Genomic DNA, 18,567 nt, shown 5'->3' on the forward strand with positions numbered 1-18,567 from the left:
CTATCGCTCGCTTTCCCGTATATTCAAGAACGCTGTAGCGTTCCTGCTGCACAAACCAAAAACTCCGGGCCCGCAGGTCACCGGAGTAATTCTCACTATTAGCTCTGACATATATTTTACAATACCAAACTTGTTAATGCAAGCGATTTCAGCTTAGCCGCTAAACTTCTCTGGCCTCTTCTTTTGTACAGCCGTCTTTGCTGTATCTGGCCTTTTCATAGACTTTATGGAGAACCTTCATGCTTTCATCCTCCTGAAGCTGCGCACCTGTCTCTAATTCATATGGCGTCTCCCATCCCTTCGGCCTTTCTTTCGAAGACTTTCTGATGATTTTTTTGTATTTCCTTCTGATACGCATGTTCACAGACAGCATTTCAGAACCTTTCTCTTTTTTTCTTCCTCCAAGACGCCTCCGCTCTTCCTCCTCGCTCTTCTTCAGGAAAATAACCTCATCTTCCCCGTCCTCCCCAAATGACCTGATGAAATTTCTGGATATCTTATAAATTATCCTGAGCAGCACGAAAATGACAGCGGCAACCACAAGAAACGCCACAGCTCTGCCAAGAAAAACAAGCCATACAGGAGGCTCCTTCTCCTCAAGTTCACCCGCGTAAAATGGTTCAAAGCCTCCGCCGCCCAAGTTCTCGAACTCCATAGGGCCTATCTCACCATTCGCCTGTGCATTATAGAACATGCCCACCAGATCTGACAAGATATCCTTCTCATACAATACAGATGGGAGTATAAAAACAACAAGGGCCAGCGCAGATATGCCAAATATGATCCTGCTCACTCTCTTCATCATATTTACAGGCATGTTTGCTATCTTCCTGCGCTCCTTTAAAAATTCCCACATCCTGTCTATGTAGCAGAATGCAAAGCACACGAATATCTCCGCAACAAAAAGATAAAATTCCCAATGCCAGATATACTCAGTCTGGGCCAATATACCTGTTATGTAGACAGCGCCGAACAGTATCCAATGCCACGGATGAGGCTTGTCAAGTATAGTCGGGATCTGCCAGGCCTCCATATCCATATTGGCAGCTGTCTCACCGGGCATATCCTGCATTTCCTTCTTTAACTGTGCCTTTTTGATCTTTACATATCCCCTGATGATAAATATCAGGGCTGTAAGAACTCCTGTGAGCACAGAGTTAAATACCGCTCCCATAATAAAGGTGACGGCTGCACCTGATATTACATAGGCCAAAAGGACTTTCAGTTTTCTGATGAGGATCCAGCTGATTATGACTGGGATAATAAGAAAGAACCCCTTTACAGCATAGAACTGTGCTTCCCTTATTTCCATCCCTATGAAACCTGCTAACACCATATACAGGCCATCAAACAAAAGGACATCATGTATCCAGGACAATATGACAGGCAATAAGCCCCTCTTCTCTTCCATCATTCCACCTCCCAGCGCATAAGATGGATCTCCCTCTCCCCGGCATACGTCATTTCCATAGACGGGTGTACGGGTATTACCCACAGGACCTGGCTGTTATTCATTGCAAGGATACGCAGCGCCTCCATATTTTCCGCTGTCTGGTTTTTTGAGACAAGCAGATAGATATGGCCGCTTTTCTTTTTAGCCGCCTCTCTTCTTAATACCTCAGCTATACCTTCCACATCACATCCCGTATCAATACATGCCAGCCTCTGATTCAGCTCCGCCACCCTTCCGCCGCCCGCCTTCATGTGCATATACAGTCCCTGTGAAGAGTCCTCTGCTTTTCCGTTGCTGATTATATTCAGCTCCATCTTATTTCTCACCATTGCCGCTGCCAGCGAAGACACTATGCTGATGCCTTCCTCTGTGAGCTTTTCATACTTCAGTATATTCCTGTCCTCTACATCAAGTATGACAGTCACCTCTATGCTTGTAGTAGAGTCATACTGATTTACCATAAGCTCCTGGCTTCTCGCAGATGCTTTCCAGTTAATATGGTTCATGGGATCATCCTGCCTGTATTCCCTTATGCCGGAAAATTCAAATGGATCCGGATAAAGCCGGTTCTGGACCACTACCATCCCCGAGAGCGCCTGACAGATCAGCCTGATCCTTCTGACATCGATTTGGGCGGGATATACATACATGTGGGTCTGCTGCGGAACTTCCATATAGTGGCCTGACCCGAAAAAAAGATCATATCCCACCACCTCAGCCTTTGTAATATGATAGAATCCCCTCTTCCTGCACCGAAATGCCAGTGTCCTTGTCACCTGCTGGTGTAGAAGGAAAGAAAAAATATCCCTTTTATAGCTCTGATCTGTCACATTTGAATTCTCTTTGGCCTCCTCCTCAAATTCCAGGTTCCTGTTCATAGACAAGCGTACTTCAAGGGCAGGCAGCGGCAGAGCTTTATCATTAATGATCACTTCCCTGAGCGCTGATGCCTCTCCCTGATAAGCATAGGAATCAGTAAATTCAACAAGCACTGAGAGCTTTTTATTCCAGTTTTTCTTATACAGCACGCATGAGAGCCACCATGCCAGGCCGACCCCCAAAAGTAATATTATCAGCATTTTGCCCCTCCTTACCTGCCTGACCAGTCCTCCGTAGGAAGGGTTATACTGGAAATGATATCCTCTATCACCTGTTCGGCACTTCTGCGCATATCTGCACCCGCCGAAAGACTGAGCCTGTGTGCCAGCACCGGGACAGCTACTGCCTTAATATCTTCGGGGACAACATACTCCCTGCCCCTGACCATGGCATAACCCTGGGAAGCCCTGACAAATGCAAGTGTTCCTCTGGGGCTTACTCCATTTTCAACTTTTGAATGCTTCCTTGACGCGTGTACCACCCTCACAATATAATCCAGCAGGTCACTGTGGACATAGACCTTCGTACACTGCTCCTGCATATCCGCCAGCTCTTCCCTGCCGCATACCGGCTTCAGCTCCTCTAACGGCTCATTTACCAGAAACCTCTCCACCATGGCCCGTTCCTGTCCTGATCCAAGCTCTTCCATAGAAAACTGCATCAGGAACCTGTCCATCTGCGCTTCAGGCAGAGGAAACGTCCCCAGCGTCTCAAGAGGGTTCTGAGTGGCAATCACCAGAAACGGCTCCTCCAGCGCACGCGTCACCCCGTCAACTGTCACCTGGCGTTCAGCCATGCACTCCAAAAGACTGCTCTGAGTCTTGGGCGTGGCTCTGTTGATCTCATCCGCCAGAAGGATATTGCAGAAAACAGGCCCTTTAGAAAAAGTAAAATCCCCAGTCTTAGCGTCAAAATAATTCAGCCCTGTCACATCTGACGGGAGAAGGTCCGGCGTAAACTGTATCCTTCCAAAATCAGCCTGCACCGACTTAGCCAGAGACTTGGCCATAACAGTCTTGCCCGTCCCCGGAACATCCTCCAGCAGAACATGCCCCTTTGCCAAAATACATGTCAAAAGCAGCTCGATCGTCCTCTCATTCCCCACGATTACCTTAGAAACATTCTCTTTTAAAGTCTGTAAAATCCCCGTATCCATAGCTACCTCCCTTATATGCGGTAATATACTCTGTTATCTCTTATAATATCATGAAGATATATGAAAATACAGACAAAACTTTAAAAATCTGTTACGCAAAAAAGAAGCTGCCATAAATGACAGCCTCTGCTTAATTACTGGCAGTTTTTCCGTCACCCATATATTTTTTTGCAATTTCTGTATCCGTACATCCGGGGTTATCCTCTATAAGCTTACAGATATTTTCAACATAGTCTATTTTCTGCTCTAAGATGTCAGAAATCACAGCTGCGGTATAACCCTTTTCGTATTTTCTCCTTATACAATAAATCATCTGGGCCTGTCCCTCAGCTATGCCTTCTTTCCTGCCTGCCGACTTACCTTTCTCAATCCCTTCATCAAAAATCAATTGTGCCACCTTCGTCATCATAATTACCCCCTTCACATATTCCGCATATTCCTTATCTATAACTTTATCTGTAAATGTGATAATCCCGGACAATGCCTGAAGCATTTGTCGCTCATCCCGTATACACTTCGCTAATTCTATGGAATTTTTCACTAACTCCTGCTTTGCTTCTTTCCCCTTTACTGTAAGCGGAAGCACAATCAACTCAAGAAGCTCCTCACCGTTCAAAACCCCGTCCTGTTTAACTTTTTCCTTCAGCCTGAAGTAGATTTCCTCTGTATCCATGCCTCTTATGTTTCAAAGCCTCTGTGAGAAGTTTTAATGTAATGTCCTTATTTTGATATGCAATATCACTCATATTGCTGTCCTCCCTTATATTATAATGTCCGCTGCAAATGATTACAACAAAAAACCACAATCCCCGCAAAGGCATCACCCGATTCTAAATATTTGTTTCAATTGGGAAATAAATGATAATGTAAGAATAAAAGAATAATTCCAGAAAGCAGAACGCTTTCTGTGGATATAGGTATATTAACAGACAGGCGCCAGAATGTCAATATTGCTGTTCCGGAGAGTAACTGGACGGTTACTGTTCACACGTCACCATCCCGCGAGGTGTTTTCGTGCGTATTTGCACGAAAATCCCGAGAGTTGCAGCGCGAAACGGCGGTTTTTCCGTTTCTGTGCATCGCGGAGCGTGTTACTGGTCACGGAGTGAACAGTAACACTGGACGTTAATAGTAACGCAAAAAAGCTCCTGAAAGGAGCTTTAAAGTAATTGCTTACAAATCTTTGGTCCTGTAGACCGTATATCCCTCATAATAATAACTATGATCAATGCCTTTCATATAAATCTCCCGGTCATTGATTTTATCTGTCAATGCCTGTTTTAAGATATGCTCAATTTCAATATCTTTTATCGGGCTGCGCTCCATAGCAAGCAAATAATCGTCTTTGTCAACCTTGCTCCAGTCTACTATAAGCTTTAATTCCTTTTTTAACATAAGATCCAGCCAGATCCTTGTGCTTCGCCCGTTACCTTCCCTGAATGGGTGCGCCACGTTCATTTCAACATACTTCTCAATAATTTCGTCAAAAGTTGACTGTGGCATTTTTTCAATATTTTCTAATGCCGCCTGCAAATACATAACTGGCGCAAATCTAAAATTGCCTTTTGCAATATTCACATCACGTATTTTCCCCGCAAAGTCATAAATATCCTGGAATAAAAACTTATGAATTTCGCAAAGCGTCATAAAGGTCCCAGGCTCTAACTTATCTAAATAATCAAATTCAAATAACTCTGCTGCTTTTTTCTTGCTTAACTTTTCTTCCTGCCGGGCAAGTTCAGCCAAATCTGTTATGTTCAGCTTATTTTTAGGCGTCATTTAATCACCCTTTCCGTCAAAGCTATCCTGCTTACAGCGTCCCTTTCCAAAAAGTATAGCATAGATAATTAAATAAATATAGCCATAACATGCCTGATTCGGCTGAACTTTAACACACTGCTACTGTTCATACGTCACCGTCCCGCGAGGTGTTTTCGTGCATATTTTACACGAAAATCCCGAATTTTGCAGCGCGAAACGGTGAATTTTGCCGTTTTTGTGCAACGCAACAGCTGCCTACTTATAATCCTCTACCCGCCACTCATCTTTCCAGTCTATATAAACCATTTCCCCATCAAATCTGAGCGGCAGCCACACGTAGTCTGCAATTGAGGTATTTCTCATGCCCGGATCGTCCAGGTCATCTTCTCTGTTGTCCATCTCTTCAGGCTTTACATCACCGCTGAAGATCTTTTCGAAGACTGCGGCATATTCTTCATATTTTCTGTCCATATACAGAGGCAGCCATCTGTCAGCACAGGCGATGTACAGGTCTTTTTTACCCGGCACCTTGAATACGGAAGAGATCTGGGAATGGAAGGAGGTGTTGCTCTCATCTCCTGTATGGGGATTTCCCAGCACTGTATACGGACCGTGCCATGTATCGGCCACAGCCACCTCAGAGGGGTTCGGCAGATATCCTGTAGTTCCTGAGGTGAGCAGGTAGTGCTTTCCCTTTCTGTAGAAATGGGCTGTGGCTTCCCTGACATAAGGAGGCTGTGTGTGCGGGAAATGTGTGCTGTAGTACCCAGTCACATCTGTATAATCAGGAGTCAGATCCGCACAGATCGTCTCGCTGTGCACACGCTCAAAATAGTAATATGCTTTGCCGTCAGGCGCAACCGCCAGGTCGAAATCCCCCGCACTCATATTCAGCGGCTTCAGCCCTTCACGGACCTTTTCGTATGGTCCAAGGATGTCATCTGCTGTCATGACAGTTTCTGTCTGTGTTCCGTCTCTGTGCATGATCTTAAGCCATGCCACATATTTTTTTGTATCTTTATTATAAATGATGTGGGGACGGTCCATCTGTGAGGATGGGTGCATAGAAGACTTGGGATCATCCGGTTCCGGAGGAATGATCAGCCCTTTATCTTCCCAGTTGTACAGGTCTGTAGACGCATAGCATCTGACGCCCCAGTGCCAGATATCATTCTCTGAGGTAGTTTTTTCTTTATTCTCTCCATACCAGTAGTATGTCCCGTCAACATAGAGGATGGATCCTCCGTGAGCCTGGATTCTGTTTCCGTTTGTGTCCAGCCATACCTGGCCCGGACGAATACTGTTATATGCCATTTTATTCTCCTTTTATTCTTTGACACCGCCCAGTGTAATGCCCTTCACAAAGTACTTCTGGAAAAATGGATAGATAACCAGGATGGGCAGGATACCCACAGTGGCTATAGCCATTCTGACTGTCGTGCTTGGCATCTTGATGTTCATTCCTCCTGTTGCTGAAGAATTCTGAAGCAGTGCATTAATGTTTTCGTTAATATTATTCAAAATGATCTGGATCGTATAGAGATGGCCCCCTCCTCTTTCTGTGAGGTAGTACATGCCGTTCTGCCAGTCGTTCCAGTACATCAGGCCAGTCATAAGCCCGATGGTTGCAATGATTGGCAGGCTCAAAGGCATAACAACCTTAAAGAAGATGCCAAATTCACTTGCTCCGTCCAGCCTTGCCGCTTCTATCAGGCTGTAAGGGATGCTGTTTACAAAGTAATTTCTTACCAGTATTACATTAAAAGCATTCATCATCAGGTTTGGAAGTATCAACGCCCATATCGTATTGCGCACATGAAAGTAATTTACATATGTATAATAAGTTGCAACAAGTCCGCCGTTAAAAAGCATTGTGAAGATGAGCATGAAACTCAAAACCTTCATCCCTGGCACGTCCTTCTGACAGATCGCGTATGCGAATAAGGTGGTCACAAGTATGCTGGATGCAGTACCAACCAGGGTGACTACGATTGTCATAACATAAGCGCGTCCTATAGTATCCCACTGTACCGCAATATACCTGTAGGCATCCAGGCTCCACTCCTTAGGAAAAAAGGAAAATCCGTTTGCCGTGGCCCATCCGTTGTCTGTAAAAGACGCTACGATCAGCAGTATAAACGGCAGCAGCGCCATAAGGGCAAACAGACCGCATACCAGGTGGGCGAGCAGCTGCGTCACCCTGTATTCTCTCGATTTCATTCTTGCACCCCCTAGAATAATGCGCTGTTAGAATCGTATCTTTTAACCAGCTTATTAGCTCCTACTATCAGTACAAATCCCACGATAGACTGATATACACTTGCAGCGCTGGACATGGCATAATCGTTGTTTTTCATCAGTGCCTGGTATATATACACGTCCAGTGTCCTGGTCACAGAGTACAGAGAACCGCTGTTTCTGGGCATCTGGTAAAACAGGCCGAAATCAGATCTGAAAATCTGCCCTACGCTCAGTATAAAGAGCGTTATTATAGTCGGCTTTAGCAGAGGAAGCGTAATATTCTTGATCTGCTGCCATTTTCCAGCCCCGTCGATCCTGGCAGCCTCATAGTAATCTACGCTGATGCCCACAATGCTGGATAAGTAAATGATCATACTGTATCCGACGCCCTTCCAGACATTAACGAAGATCAGAATAAATGGCCAGTACTGTTTTTCCTGATACCAGTTGACCCCCTCCCTGCCCAACGGCTGCAGAATACTTTTATTGATCATTCCTGTCTCAGCCGACAAAAAAGTAAACGCAAGATAGCTGACAATTACCCAGCTCATTAGATAAGGCAGCAGTATCAGGCTCTGATAGACCTTCTTTGCCTTCTTCCTTTGTACTTCATTAATCAGTATTGCTATTGTGATAGCTACAATATTACCGGCCAGAAAGAATGCTATATTATAGAGGATCGTATTCCTTGTTATGATCCACGCATCTGAAGACGCAAACAGGAATTTGAAATTGTCAAACCCGCACCATGGGCTTCCAAAGATCCCTTCCCTGAAATTCAATTTTTTAAATGCAATAGTAATTCCAAACATAGGAAGGTAATTATTTACCAGCATATATATCAGCCCTGGCAAAGCCATCAGATAGAATGGAAAAATCCTCTTCCAGCGGATTTTTCTCTTAGGTTTTTTTCCTAATGTGAGAGCTGCTCCCTTATTTCCGCTCATTTTGTACACTCCTTTCCGGCTTCAGGCGCGGGGAACATATCCCCGCGTCCTGCTTACCCTTTATCGGGCTGCGGCCCATTCATCCAGCTGTCTCTGGTTTTCCTCTATCACTTTCTCAATTCCCGCTGCCTTTAATGCAGTTCTAAACTCTTCCAGGTTTGCAGAAGGCTCTATAGTTCCGCAGTTCACACTCGGTATATACTGCTGGATAACAGCTGTTACAGCTGAATACTCTGTTGATACGTTCTGGGTATTAAAACAGTATCCCAGTGCAGGAGATTTTCTGGAATCAGGTATATTGTCGCTGAATTCCTTGATTGCCTTATTCATGTCAACAGGTGAAGGATCCATTACAGGCCATGCCAGCCTGTCTCCATATACCCCATACGGCTGGTAGTATGGAAGGGCCGTAGGATCTGCTGCAAGATATTTTATCTTTGTGCCTTCATCTGTCTGCTCCACGATCTCATAATCCTGCCCTTCAATCCCCCACTGGAGAAGCCATGCAGCCTCGTTGTGCTCATAGATATAATTTAATGCTTCAACTGCTTTTTCCGGGTTTGCTGAGGTTATGGGGACACTCCAGAGGATATTCTGGAATCTGTCGCCTGCTGTATATCCGTCAATTATCTTCAAAGTTGTCATTTCATACCCTGTCTTAGCTTTTGTGTTCCAGATTGACCCAGGTGTGCTCCAGCCAAAATATCCCAGATAATTTCCTCCTGATACCAGCACATCCCTGTCCTCAGTATTCGTGGCCGCATCCCTGGAGATATATCCTTTTTGTGCCCAGTCGTACATCCTTGCCGCATACTCCTCATATTCCTTTGTCTCGTATACGTTATCGATCTTCATATTTGTGAAGTCATTATTTAACATCAGAAATCCTGAGGCTGATGTGGCGCCCAGCTTGTCATATTCAAATGCATTCCTTGAAAGCGGTTCCTCAGATATAGGCTCAGGTATAAGGCAGAAGAAGTTGTCGCCTTCACCTTTTTTGACTGTCTCAAATATTTCTGCCAGTTCATCCAGCGTATAGAACTTTTCTTCATCAATCGCAATGTTATATTTTTCCAACAGATCCTTGCGGATCAGGTATCCATAAGATTCACCCTGTATGTATGCATTTGGCATGCCGTAGAGTTCTCCTCCGTAATACCCTCCAGACATAGCCGAACCACATTTTTCAACAATTGATGCCCCATGCTCATCAATAATATCATCCAGAGGTTCGATCAGTCCGCTGCTCACCAGATTGCCCACCCCTGTTCCGACAGAGAGACACAGATCCAGCTGCTCACCGCTTGATACAGCCAGTACAGTCTCATTTGCCAGATTGCTGAAGTTGACCGGCTCTAATATCACATGTACACCGATATCAGGCTCCATCATTGCATTCAGGGCATCCTCCACTGCCTGGAAGCCTGCTCCTGTACTTCCCATGGACGGCCACTGCCATACGATCTCAGTCAGTTCCTCATCTCCTGCCGTCTTCACCTGTGTGACGTCCTCCGCCGCTTTTGACTTGTCTGCTGCAGCTGTTTCTGGCTCTTTTGCATTTGAGCATCCGACCAGACCTGCCAGCGCCAATGCAGAACACAGAACCATTGATAATACTTTTCTCTTCATTTTTTCTGCCTCCTTGTTTACTTCCCTTTAAAGGGCTGTTCTGGATTTGATGTTAATATTGTATATTTTTATCCCTGGCTTTACCATATTTAAATCAAACCCCGGAATTTCTATTTCAAACCTCTGACCAGGATATATGACTTTTTCACACAGCTTTAACGTAAAAATGCCGTCTGCCCGGTCTTATTCCCGGCAGGCGGCATGTCTGGTTTAGTTTTCTTTGTGGTCCTCCAGATACTGGCTGGGTGAAGTCCCATAATACTTTTTAAACATATTATAGAAATTCGGATAGTGGGAATACCCCACCTTTTCAGATACTTCATTGGCATTATACCGCCCTGTCTCAAGCAGGGAGGCCGCAAGCTTCATCCTCTCGTTGATGATGAACTGGCTCACAGATACTCCCTTTGCCTTTTTAAACATCCTGTTAAAATAGACAGGGTGAAAATGAAACTGTTCTGCGAGACCGTCCACACTCAGGCTGCTGCTCCTCAGATTCTTGATTATACATGCAGCCACCTCCTCCACCACTTGCTCCGGAGGGATCTTCCCGTTATCATCCTCCTGGCGCAGATGCTCCTTCAGCATATATTTCCCGTACTCCTGATAGCGCATGGCCACTCTGCGCTCTTCCAGACGCCTGACTACCTTAAGTATGATCTCTCCTATATCCTCATATTTTGCAGGTATCAGGATATAGTCCTGACATCCCAGGCTGATGGCCTCCCGGGCATATGCAAAGCTGGCATGGCAGGTCAGGAACACACACTCCATCTCTTTCCTGTTCTCACGAACCCACCTCAGCAGAGCCAGGCCGTTCTCCCCGGGCATCTCTATATCACAGAGCATAATATCCGGATCATACTCCTGAATGCGCTCTTTCCCTGCCTCAGCGTCATAGGCCGTATATACTTCATCAATTCCGTACTGCTTCCAGGGAATTTCCTCCTTCATCGTCTCAGCAGTCAGAATCTCATCATTCACAATCAAAAGCTTCATCCTGTACCTCCAGATTATATGGAAAACGTATGGTCACACATGTCCCAGCTCCTGTTTCCGATGTAATGACTATGTCAGCTTCCTCGCCATAGAAATATTTCAGACGCCGGAGCGAATTGGAAAATCCTATATGTGATCCATCTGACTTCCCCCTCCGCATAGATGCATCCAGTTCCTTAAGCGCCTCCTCACCTATTCCAGGTCCGTCATCCATGATCATGAAGGTCACCCCCTGCTCATCGTACTGCCCCACTACAGAAATATGAGTCATATGCCCCTGTTTAACAACGTGTTTAATAATGTTTTCCACAAAGTTGTGCAGCAGCAGGGGAGGAACACGGACAAAAGATATTTCCGGATCGTACACATATTCAATATCAATGCTTCCCGGATACCGTACAGACGCCATCTGTATATATCCCTCTATAAGATGCTGCTCTTTAGAAAACAACTCCAGGCTGTTTCCGCTGCGGAAAAGATACCTGAAATATTCAGAGAGATACAGGACAATATCCTGGACAGCTTTTTCTTCCCGGCGCTGTACAAGAGTATAGATCAGATTAAAGGTATTCAGAAGAAAATGAGGCCTTATCTGCAGCTGCAGATTCTTCAGCTCCATCTGCTGTGTGGCCAGCTCCTTCTCATAATTTTCGATCTTCAAGGTCTGGATCCTGTCAGCCATCTTATTAAAGGACTGAAAAGAATATTCAAACTCAATAGAATTTGCCTTATCAGTAATCCTGTAGTCCAGATCACCTTCCCGCAGCCTTTTCTGGGCCTGGTTAACAGTTTTTAACGGCGACATCAGCAGATGTGATATCATCATGTAGAGAACAGGTATCAAAAACAGCGCAATAAAAGCCCCCGCCTGCATCATCATATATACATTCGATATATTTCCTGCGATCTCCTGCCTGTCCAGGCATGCATTCAGATAAAATTTACCTTTTTTCGAATACGCTGACACGGCTGTCTCCCGCTGATTCTCCGGGTTTTCTGCAAAAGTGAATTCTGCCTTCTCATACTGGATATCATTTTCCAACTGGGAGAGAATATCATCCAGATACAGCCACCCTCCGTATATCACACTTCCGATCTGTATGAACAGACAGGCTGCGGGCCTCTCTCCTATCATGTTCAGATTCCACCCTGCCTTAAAACCTTTATCAATTTCCGACCGGACAAATTCTTCTCCCGCCGTCCTTTTGGCAAATGTACTGTCCCATACCAGGATATCGTCCAGATCCTTCATATAGAAAAAATACCCGTCTGTCCCGTCCGCCAGCCTCATCCCGTTCATCAGCTTATAATAAAGACGGATCCTGGCTGCCTGGTAATCATTCCCTTCCTCCTGCCGGGCCAGCGTCAATCCGTCTGATTCTTCATTTTTCATACTCCACAGCAGGTATTCTGCTGCCTGCATGTTATTCTGCATATCAGTGACATAATTCTCCATCACGTTTTTCACCGATATCCTGGCCTGCTCAATCATAGAATCCACAGCCGCCCTGCTCAGCATAATTGCCAGAATATTAAAGGGCAGAACAAGTATCAGCATAATGACAAATACCTTTGTAGATATAGACTGAAAAAAATATTTCAGGCGGCCGCCGCATTTTCTTAGTATTTCCCCCATACCTTCCTCCAGGCTTATGCAAGTTTCTTTTGCATCTTCTTGTGTTTTTTCAATAAACCAGTACTCCATCCAGCCCCGTGTTCCTTTATTATATCATTTAACCAAGAATTCCGTCCACCATGATTATTTTAGCAGTAATTCCAAAATTTGAAGACTTTTCTTAGAAAAATTTTCATGATATAATAAAACGTGATTGTATAAAAAAATATGCACTAAAAGAAAGAAAAACTATGGGAAAAAATAAAGTTACATTAAATGATGTTGCGAAAGCAGCAGGTGTTTCTTCAAGCACAGTATCTCGCGTGCTGAATCACCGCTCTCTTGTAAAGAGCGATACTTTAAAACAAATAGAAGATGCCATGAACTCCCTGGGTTATATTCATAAAAATACTAATACAGAAGCTGATTCCCATGACAATGCCGCAGTCATTGATGAGTCCCCGTTAATTCTGCTCAGCATACCGTCAAATAATTATCAGTTCTACCATGAGATCATAAGCGGGACTTATGAGGCAGCCAGAGTCCATGGTTATTACCTGATTACAAGTCAGTTAGCGCTGGACCCGGATTCTGACCCTGTTTTCTGCAGTCTGGTCCGTCAGATGAATGTAACCGGCGTGATCATGTTAAACAATGTTTCGGAAAAGTTTCTGAATGAGATACAGGCTATATGTCCTGTAGTACAGTGCTGTGAACACAACGATAATACTGCCTTTTCATATGTCGGCATAGATGATTACGCTGCGGCAAGAAATGCAACCGATTATTTAATTTCCTGCGGATGCAGGAAAATTGCGTTTCTCAATGGGCCTCTCTCTTACATGTATGCCCAAAAAAGAAGACTCGGTTTTTTAGATTCTATTAAAACGGCTAACCTTACAATACCAGAAAACTGGATCGTTTCCATTGGTGAGATAGATTATGATATGGCCTTTTCTACCTGCTACCGGCTTCTCAGCCTGGAGAATGCGCCAAAAGCGTTTTTCGCGGTTTCAGATATATTTGCCATAGCCGCCATCAATGCCGCGGAGCAGTTTAACCTGCGGGTCCCGGAAGATATTATGGTTGTTGGCTTTGACAATCTGGAGGTATCCCGTATGGCCCACCCGGCCATTACGACAGTAAGCCAGCCCCGAAGGCAAATGGGCTATTCCGCTTTTGAATTATTATATAATCACATTTTAAGCCCCGACACACCTACTTCTATAATATTAAATACAGAACTGATCGTCCGTAATACCACGGCCCGTTTCCTGTAAGCTTTCAGGGCTATATTCTCATCATATTTCTCAATATCTTAATACCGCTTTCTGCGGGCTGACACCCGCGGAAAAGTATTTCTCTTATATCTCTTAAAATTTCCGGATGATTACAGCTGCCAAATAATACAAAACCATCACACATCCTGTCAGCAGCGTTATCTTCATCCATTTCATATATTTTTTCTTTGCCGGAATTTCTTCCGGTCCGGCATAAAGAATAAGCTCAGGGTCTTCCGCTTCATTCACCTGCGTATATTCATCTGCCTCTCTGCCGGATATTTCATCTGAAAACTTATATGTTTTTTCTTTATAGCCGTAATAACAGACCCTGATCAATTGGATCAGGCACAGGGCAAGCAGGGGTACTGCAAAAAACAGCCACACAGCCAGAAGTGACTGGCTGCTTCTTAAAAAAAACGCTGCAGGCCCTGATGTTCTCTTATCCTGGATGGTGACAATAATTTCTACCAGTAACGTGACCGGAAGCAGAATCAGCATGGCCCAGAAAAGTTCCTTTACAATAACAGGAAGCAGCGGTTCATAATTGGCCCTGATCACTTTCCGCCTCTTCCTTTCGCTTTTCTGTTCCTGCTTTTCCCTCCTCTCTGCTTCTCTTTCCCTATTATAGTAAGCTTTATATTTCGGCATAGGCTACTCCCCTTCTATATCCCTATGGACTTCCTGACCTCCTGTCAGGCTCTTAAGCTTCCACTTTCCGCTCTTATAGCGGATCACTCCAAGCACAGTGGTGACTGTCCATGCAATCGGCGTTGCCCAGAAAATCCCCACATAACCAAGAGGTGTATAATAAGCAAGTACATACGCAGCCCCAATGCGGAGAAACAGTTCAAAAAAGCTGAGAGACGCGGAGGCGGCCACATCACCCACTCCTGTGAGCGTATAACGGAGCGTGTAATCCACACCGCAGAAAAATATCCCGGCAGCCGTAGCTGTCAAATACTGCTGTCCTACATTCACAGTGGTTTCTGTAGAAGTAAAAAGTCCCATGAGGGCTCCGCCCCCAAAAACCAAAACCAGCACCGCAAATATAGAGTAAAGCAGCATGATTTTCATACATGCCGAAAGCCCTTTTCCCACACGGTCAAACTTTTTTGCACCCACATTCTGCCCTGCAAATACCTGCATTCCATCTGATACACCTCCCGGCGGGTAAGAGACCATCTGCTCAATCTTCGTCGCAGCCGCATATGCTGCCATGACCGGAAGCGCGGCCGTTGTAAACGAGTTGACAAATGTCTGCAATACAAGCGCTCCTATAGTCATAGTGGAAGACTGCAGCGTGGCCGGAACCCCGATCTTAATTATCTGTCTCACGGCTTTTCCGTCAGGGCTCAAGTTCTTTCTGTCCGGATGAATAATGGTAAATTTATGCCATAATATGACCCAGCAAACCATTGCCGATATTATAGTGGCTATAACTGTGGCATAGGCCACCCCGCGGGTACCCATATGAAACTGTGCCACAAACAGGATATTCAGCGTTATGTTGATGACTGCAGTGACAATCAGCACGATCATTGGGGTCACAGAATCACCCATGGCCCGCGAGACAGAGTTGCCTGCATTATAAAAAGCAGTAGCAATGGTGCCTGCAAAAATAATCGTCAGGTAATCCTTTGCCATTGTCAGTACTTCCCCTTCAACATGCATCATTTCCAATATCCACCCTGATGCAGCGATCCCGGTAATCGTTAAAATGACTGCCACAAAAACAATGATATATATGGATGATGTTAAACACTTTTTTACTCTCTCATAATCCTTCGCGCCAAGATGCTGTGACAGGACAACACTCACTCCTGTTGTCATCCCTGACACGACCATCAGAAGGACTCCTGAAACAGCCCCCGCAGAACCGACTGCCCCCATGGCTGTATCCCCCACAAAACGTCCAATGATCATAACATCTGCAAGATTATACAAATTCTGCAGTATGAGCGTCAAAGCTATGGGCCACGAAAACAAAAGAAGTTCCTTCACCGGGTTTCCTTTTGTAAAATCTCTGACATTTTTCTTCATAATCTTGCTCTCCAAACTCTCTTATGATTTTTCAAGATTCCTGCGCTGTGCGGACAGACGATGATTTAACGATTCTTTTCTGTTTCCATTTTCCGCCGCAAAACCTGGCGGTAGCTGCACCTGATGTAATCACCCATCCTATAGGTGTTCCGAGAAATACGCCTATATAGCCAAGCGGGGTATATCCTGAAAGTATGTATGCCCCTGCAATACGGGCAGCCAGTTCAACCACAGTAAATACTGCCGATGCAACAGAGTCACCGGCGCCGTTTAACACGGCCCGCAGAGTAAAGCTAACTCCATTAAAAAACACAAAAACCGCAATGATCACCAGGTACTTATAACCGATCCCAACAGTCGCTTCAGTTGCCGTAAACAGACTCATAAGGGTGCGGCCGCCAAAAAGGAGCAGTGCTCCGCACAGCAGGGAATAAACAGCTATGATCTTGACAGATGCCTTCAGCCCCTGACCCACGCGCTCAAATTTTCCAGCTCCCACATTCTGTCCCACCAATACCTGTATCCCATGGGAAATCCCACCCATAGGATAAGTGACCAGCGCCTCAATTTTGGTTGCCGCGGCATAGGCTGCCATGACAGGAAGACTGCCTGTGGTAAAACTGTTAACCATACTCTGGACAGCCATCACTCCAAGCGTACCTGTAGAAGAACTCAGAGCTGACGGGATCCCCAGTTTAAAGATAATCTTTCCGATCTCTCTGTCCGGCTTCAGAGATGTACGGTCAGGACGGATCATAGGACATCTTTTCCATATAATGACCCAGCAGATAACAGCTGCAATAACTGTCGCCAGGACTGTGGCGTAAGCCACGCCTGCCACACCCATATGAAAGCCGGCTACAAACAGAACGTTCAAGCCTATATTTAAGACAGAAGTGAAAATCAGTATGATCATAGGGCTAAGGGAATCTCCCAGAGACCTGGAAATCACATATCCCATATTGTAAAGGGCAGTGGCAACAGTTCCTGCAAACATGATCCTAAGATATTGTGATGCCAGAACCTTTGCTTCCCCTTCTACATTAATGAAATCCAGCAGTGCAGAAGAAGCACACAGTCCCACAATGCCAAAAACAACTGCCAGTGCAATAATAATATAAGTAGACGTCATAAGTGTTTTCTTCACATTTGTCTCCTGAACTGCCCCGACATACTGCGAAATCACTACAGCTGCACCCTGGGTCATCCCAGTCACCAGCATCAGCACCACATTTGTGATCGTCCCGGCACATCCCACGGCACCCATAGCCACATCCCCCAGAAACTTTCCCACAACCATTGTATCTGCCGAATTATAAAAGTTCTGTAAAAGTATTGCTATAATCAGGGGCCATGAGAAAGCCAGCAGCTGCTTTCCAGGATTTCCCTGTGTGAAATCTTTCATCTTTGCCATATTCTTCTGCTCCTCTTCTGCCTTTCTATTTTAAAGGGCATCCTGTCTGATACAAAACGGATGCCCCTAAAATATATTTATCTCAACAAACTGCAGCCGTTTACTCCCCGATCAGCCTCCTCATCATCTCGTGATTCCGCCTAACCTGTTCCACCTCGTCTACCAGGTTTTCTCTGCCCATATCCTGCCATGCACGCTGTCCCTCGAACTCGGTACAGATATAACCATCCCAGTTATGATCCTTCAGGACTTGGATTACTTTTTCAAAGTCTTCAGCTGGTTCTTCATATTGTCCTGGCTTTCCTGGAATCTCAACCATATCATGGCATTTGCCGTGGAAACTGAATACATACGGCAAAATCTCAACTAAATCTTCGGGATCCGCACACTTCTTCCAGTGGAAGGCCCCTGCCTCTGCCTGTGTCAACTTACCGGGATATCGCTTGTCAATCTCAGTTCCAAGTTCTGAGAGCGGGACTTCCTTCCATAAGGCTCTGATATCTTCAGCCAGGCCCTTATCTTCCATATGACGGAGAGTACGTTCAATACCATCTATATAAGGTGCTTTGTTGAAAATGCCCATATCTGGAATAAATCCGACTTTTGTTGTACCTGTTTTTTTGATAAAATCTACCGTGTCCTGTACAGCAGTCCCGGGACTTTCACAGAAAAGTCCTTTAATGGCTGGATTCGGCTTGATTGGAATAGGGAGATGGATTTCCCAGGCTATTGCCACATTCAGTTTTTCTGCTGTATCCAGTGCACGTTCAGCTACGTCGGCTGGAAGTCCCGTCATGGCACGTACATGTGTAAATCCCATATCATGGGCAAGCTTTAATTCCAGCTTCAAAAGTTCAGCTGCCTCCCTGTGGTTCATCACATGGTCACGGAACCGCAGCGGATCTAAAAATCCGTCAAGTGCAACAGGTTTCAAGTCATAACGGGCCATCGTATTAGCCCAGTCAGCTAAAAACTCTTTAGATGGAAACGGATATCCGGGAACAGTTGCCTCACTGATGATCTCCACTCCGTCACACTTCAAATTGTCATGCATTTCTTTTGCCATATCATGATAATCCATTCTTCCGAAAAATTGTTCCTGCTGATAACTGTAAAAAGATACTCCTCTTTTAATCGCCATTCTTTTTCT

16 protein-coding genes are annotated in these 18,567 nt (G+C 45.1%); 1 reads left to right on the plus strand and 15 read right to left on the minus strand.

Features of this window, described 5'->3' with window-relative positions; genetic code table 11:
- Window positions 1–160: 160 nt before the first annotated feature.
- From NSB28_RS17255 to NSB28_RS17305, 11 genes are all read right to left on the minus strand, one after another.
- A complete protein-coding gene (locus tag NSB28_RS17255) occupies window positions 161–1,414 on the minus strand; it encodes a hypothetical protein (RefSeq protein ID WP_257497532.1) in 1,254 nt (417 codons plus the stop codon).
- Window positions 1,411–2,532 carry a DUF58 domain-containing protein gene (locus tag NSB28_RS17260; protein ID WP_109747707.1) on the minus strand — a complete coding sequence of 374 codons (1,122 nt, stop codon included), beginning with the start codon at window positions 2,530–2,532 and terminating at the stop codon, window positions 1,411–1,413. Before NSB28_RS17260 ends, NSB28_RS17255 begins: the two co-directional genes overlap by 4 nt.
- A gap of 11 nt (window positions 2,533–2,543) precedes the next feature.
- The gene (locus NSB28_RS17265; RefSeq protein ID WP_109747708.1) at window positions 2,544–3,488 is read right to left on the minus strand and encodes an AAA family ATPase; all 945 of its coding nucleotides are present in this window, start codon (window positions 3,486–3,488) and stop codon (window positions 2,544–2,546) included.
- A 130-nt stretch (window positions 3,489–3,618) separates the two neighbouring features.
- Window positions 3,619–4,161 (minus strand): hypothetical protein, encoded by a 543-nt coding sequence (locus NSB28_RS17270; RefSeq protein WP_109747709.1) that lies wholly within the window; start codon window positions 4,159–4,161, stop codon window positions 3,619–3,621.
- A 500-nt stretch (window positions 4,162–4,661) separates the two neighbouring features.
- Window positions 4,662–5,267: a protein adenylyltransferase Fic gene (gene fic, locus NSB28_RS17275; RefSeq protein ID WP_109747710.1), complete on the minus strand. Its 606-nt coding sequence runs from the start codon at window positions 5,265–5,267 to the stop codon at window positions 4,662–4,664.
- A gap of 237 nt (window positions 5,268–5,504) precedes the next feature.
- The gene (locus NSB28_RS17280) at window positions 5,505–6,563 is read right to left on the minus strand and encodes a family 43 glycosylhydrolase (RefSeq protein WP_109747711.1); all 1,059 of its coding nucleotides are present in this window, start codon (window positions 6,561–6,563) and stop codon (window positions 5,505–5,507) included.
- 12 nt (window positions 6,564–6,575) lie between these two features.
- Window positions 6,576–7,469 carry a carbohydrate ABC transporter permease gene (locus tag NSB28_RS17285; RefSeq protein WP_109747712.1) on the minus strand — a complete coding sequence of 298 codons (894 nt, stop codon included), beginning with the start codon at window positions 7,467–7,469 and terminating at the stop codon, window positions 6,576–6,578.
- 11 nt (window positions 7,470–7,480) lie between these two features.
- Window positions 7,481–8,437, minus strand: coding sequence for an ABC transporter permease (locus tag NSB28_RS17290; RefSeq protein WP_109747713.1), 957 nt, complete (start codon window positions 8,435–8,437; stop codon window positions 7,481–7,483).
- A gap of 60 nt (window positions 8,438–8,497) precedes the next feature.
- Entirely contained in the window at window positions 8,498–10,066 is a 1,569-nt protein-coding gene (locus tag NSB28_RS17295) for an ABC transporter substrate-binding protein (RefSeq protein ID WP_109747714.1), read from the minus strand.
- Between the two features lie 210 nt (window positions 10,067–10,276).
- Complete coding sequence (locus NSB28_RS17300; protein ID WP_109747715.1) at window positions 10,277–11,065, minus strand: response regulator transcription factor; 789 nt, start codon at window positions 11,063–11,065, stop codon at window positions 10,277–10,279.
- The gene (locus NSB28_RS17305) at window positions 11,043–12,701 is read right to left on the minus strand and encodes a sensor histidine kinase (protein WP_257497530.1); all 1,659 of its coding nucleotides are present in this window, start codon (window positions 12,699–12,701) and stop codon (window positions 11,043–11,045) included. Before NSB28_RS17305 ends, NSB28_RS17300 begins: the two co-directional genes overlap by 23 nt.
- Before the next feature lie 230 nt (window positions 12,702–12,931).
- On the opposite strand from NSB28_RS17305, the gene NSB28_RS17310 reads away from it, so the two are divergent.
- A complete protein-coding gene (locus tag NSB28_RS17310) occupies window positions 12,932–13,960 on the plus strand; it encodes a LacI family DNA-binding transcriptional regulator (protein ID WP_109747717.1) in 1,029 nt (342 codons plus the stop codon).
- Window positions 13,961–14,053: 93 nt separating this feature from the next.
- Here NSB28_RS17310 and NSB28_RS17315 read toward each other — a convergent pair whose 3' ends face one another.
- The 4 genes from NSB28_RS17315 to NSB28_RS17330 all read right to left on the minus strand — a co-directional run bounded on the left by NSB28_RS17315 (window position 14,054) and on the right by NSB28_RS17330 (window position 18,558).
- A complete protein-coding gene (locus NSB28_RS17315; protein WP_109747718.1) occupies window positions 14,054–14,611 on the minus strand; it encodes a hypothetical protein in 558 nt (185 codons plus the stop codon).
- 3 nt (window positions 14,612–14,614) lie between these two features.
- Window positions 14,615–16,003, minus strand: a complete 1,389-nt coding sequence (locus tag NSB28_RS17320) for an MATE family efflux transporter (RefSeq protein WP_109747719.1) — start codon at window positions 16,001–16,003, stop codon at window positions 14,615–14,617.
- Window positions 16,004–16,034: 31 nt separating this feature from the next.
- The gene (locus tag NSB28_RS17325; RefSeq protein WP_109747720.1) at window positions 16,035–17,417 is read right to left on the minus strand and encodes an MATE family efflux transporter; all 1,383 of its coding nucleotides are present in this window, start codon (window positions 17,415–17,417) and stop codon (window positions 16,035–16,037) included.
- Window positions 17,418–17,517: 100 nt separating this feature from the next.
- Window positions 17,518–18,558, minus strand: a complete 1,041-nt coding sequence (locus tag NSB28_RS17330; protein WP_109747721.1) for a sugar phosphate isomerase/epimerase family protein — start codon at window positions 18,556–18,558, stop codon at window positions 17,518–17,520.
- Window positions 18,559–18,567 lie beyond the last annotated feature (9 nt).

This window comes from Murimonas intestini (assembly GCF_024622195.1).
In the GTDB taxonomy this organism is placed as follows: domain Bacteria; phylum Bacillota; class Clostridia; order Lachnospirales; family Lachnospiraceae; genus Murimonas; species Murimonas intestini.

What these genes read in the sequence shown, in the direction of transcription:
- NSB28_RS17305 (WP_257497530.1), bottom strand. Translation starts at nt 12,701, where the DNA reads ATGGGGGAAATACTAAGAAAATGCGGCGGCCGCCTGAAATATTTTTTT.
- NSB28_RS17315 (WP_109747718.1), bottom strand. Translation starts at nt 14,611, where the DNA reads ATGCCGAAATATAAAGCTTACTATAATAGGGAAAGAGAAGCAGAGAGG.
- NSB28_RS17320 (WP_109747719.1), bottom strand. Translation starts at nt 16,003, where the DNA reads ATGAAGAAAAATGTCAGAGATTTTACAAAAGGAAACCCGGTGAAGGAA.
- NSB28_RS17300 (WP_109747715.1), bottom strand. Translation starts at nt 11,065, where the DNA reads ATGAAGCTTTTGATTGTGAATGATGAGATTCTGACTGCTGAGACGATG.
- NSB28_RS17260 (WP_109747707.1), bottom strand. Translation starts at nt 2,532, where the DNA reads ATGCTGATAATATTACTTTTGGGGGTCGGCCTGGCATGGTGGCTCTCA.
- NSB28_RS17330 (WP_109747721.1), bottom strand. Translation starts at nt 18,558, where the DNA reads ATGGCGATTAAAAGAGGAGTATCTTTTTACAGTTATCAGCAGGAACAA.
- NSB28_RS17265 (WP_109747708.1), bottom strand. Translation starts at nt 3,488, where the DNA reads ATGGATACGGGGATTTTACAGACTTTAAAAGAGAATGTTTCTAAGGTA.
- NSB28_RS17325 (WP_109747720.1), bottom strand. Translation starts at nt 17,417, where the DNA reads ATGGCAAAGATGAAAGATTTCACACAGGGAAATCCTGGAAAGCAGCTG.
- NSB28_RS17290 (WP_109747713.1), bottom strand. Translation starts at nt 8,437, where the DNA reads ATGAGCGGAAATAAGGGAGCAGCTCTCACATTAGGAAAAAAACCTAAG.
- NSB28_RS17310 (WP_109747717.1), top strand. Translation starts at nt 12,932, where the DNA reads ATGGGAAAAAATAAAGTTACATTAAATGATGTTGCGAAAGCAGCAGGT.
- NSB28_RS17255 (WP_257497532.1), bottom strand. Translation starts at nt 1,414, where the DNA reads ATGATGGAAGAGAAGAGGGGCTTATTGCCTGTCATATTGTCCTGGATA.
- NSB28_RS17295 (WP_109747714.1), bottom strand. Translation starts at nt 10,066, where the DNA reads ATGAAGAGAAAAGTATTATCAATGGTTCTGTGTTCTGCATTGGCGCTG.
- fic (WP_109747710.1), bottom strand. Translation starts at nt 5,267, where the DNA reads ATGACGCCTAAAAATAAGCTGAACATAACAGATTTGGCTGAACTTGCC.
- NSB28_RS17285 (WP_109747712.1), bottom strand. Translation starts at nt 7,469, where the DNA reads ATGAAATCGAGAGAATACAGGGTGACGCAGCTGCTCGCCCACCTGGTA.
- NSB28_RS17270 (WP_109747709.1), bottom strand. Translation starts at nt 4,161, where the DNA reads ATGGATACAGAGGAAATCTACTTCAGGCTGAAGGAAAAAGTTAAACAG.
- NSB28_RS17280 (WP_109747711.1), bottom strand. Translation starts at nt 6,563, where the DNA reads ATGGCATATAACAGTATTCGTCCGGGCCAGGTATGGCTGGACACAAAC.